The organism is Burkholderia sp. Ac-20392, assembly GCF_017104585.1.
GTDB lineage: Bacteria > Pseudomonadota > Gammaproteobacteria > Burkholderiales > Burkholderiaceae > Burkholderia > Burkholderia lata.
The window spans coordinates 1-1412 of the sequence record NZ_JAAGPB010000953.1; the positions used below are offsets into that span (position 1 = coordinate 1).

The 1412-nt window shown below is 70.2% G+C and carries 2 protein-coding genes; both read right to left on the bottom strand.

What is annotated here, in order from left to right; all coding sequences use genetic code 11:
- Window positions 1-678, bottom strand: a 678-nt coding sequence (locus G3N99_RS40030) for an aminotransferase class I/II-fold pyridoxal phosphate-dependent enzyme (RefSeq protein ID WP_206125170.1), incomplete at its 3' end; no start/stop codon positions are given.
- The coding region (locus G3N99_RS40035) for an aminotransferase class III-fold pyridoxal phosphate-dependent enzyme (protein WP_206125171.1) at window positions 675-1412 on the bottom strand (738 nt) is incomplete at its 5' end. The genes G3N99_RS40030 and G3N99_RS40035, both read right to left, overlap by 4 nt.

The window sequence follows — 1412 nt, forward strand, 5'->3', positions numbered from 1 at the left end:
TGCCGCGAGCGCGCCGCGGCCCTGCGGGCCGAGCACGCCGAAGCCGTGCGCGTCGTCGACGACCAGCCATGCGCCATGGCGTTCGGCCAGCGCGACGAGTTCGGCGAGCGGCGCGAGATCGCCGTCCATGCTGAACACGGTGTCGCTGACGATCAGCTTCGTTTCGGCATCCGATGCGTCGAGCAACGCGGCGAGCGTGGCCGTGTCCGCATGCGGATAGACCTGGACGTTCGCGCGCGACAGTCGCATGCCGTCGATCAGCGACGCGTGGTTCAGCGCGTCGGAAAAGATCGTCGCGCCCTTGCCGGTGAGCGCCGTCATCGCGGCGAGGTTCGCCATGTAGCCGGTGCTGAAGTACAGCGCGCGCGGTGCGTCGGAGAAGCCGCCCGAGAAGGCCGCGAGTTCTTCTTCGAGCGTCGCGTGCGCACGCGAATGGCCGCCGAGCAGGTGCGAGCCGCCGCTGCCGGAGCCGTAGCGCTGCGCGCCTTCGGCGAACGCGGCGACGAGCGCCGGATGCGCGGCGAGGCCGAGATAGTCGTTGCTCGCGAAGCCGACGATTTCGCGACCGTCGACGGTCATGTGCGCATCGCATGCGGTGTCGGCGGTGCGGCGCACGCGGCGCAGCCCTTGCGCGTCGAGATCGGCAAGGCCGCGTTGCAGGGTATCGAGCAGGCTCATTGGGCGAGTTCCTCCAGCGTTGCATCGAGCGTGTCGCGCGTGCTTTGCGCGAGCCACGCGATGTCGTCGTCGCTCATCACGTACGGCGGCATCAGGTACACGGTCGTGCCGATCGGACGCAGCAGCAGCTCGCGTTCCAGCGCGCGTTCGAAGAAGCGACGCGAGAAGCCGCGCGCCGCGTCGCCGTCGAGCGCGACGTCGAATGCGAACAGCGTGCCGCGCTCGCGCAGGTGGCGTACCTGCGGGTGTGCTTCGAGCGGCGCGAGCGCAGCGTGCAGCGTCGCCGACTTGTGCGCATTGGCCGCGAGCACGTCGTCGCGCTCGAACAGGTCGAGCGTCGCGACCGCCGCGCGGCACGCGAGCGGGTTGCCCGTGTACGAATGCGAGTGCAGGAAGCCGCGCGTCGTGTCGTCGTCGTAGAACGCGGCGAACACGTCGTCGCGCGTGAGCACGAGCGACAGCGGCAGGTAGCCGCCGCTGATGCCTTTCGACAGGCACAGGAAATCGGGCCAGACACCGGCCTGCTCGCACGCGAAGAAGGTGCCGGTGCGGCCGCAGCCGACCGCGATCTCGTCGGCGATCAGGTGCACGCCGAATTCGTCGCACAGCGCGCGCAGCCCGCGCACGTACGACGGATCGTGCATCGCCATGCCGGCCGCGCACTGCACGAGCGGCTCGACGATCAGCGCGGCGATCCGGTCGCCGCGTTCGACGAACAGGCGCCGCACGTCCGC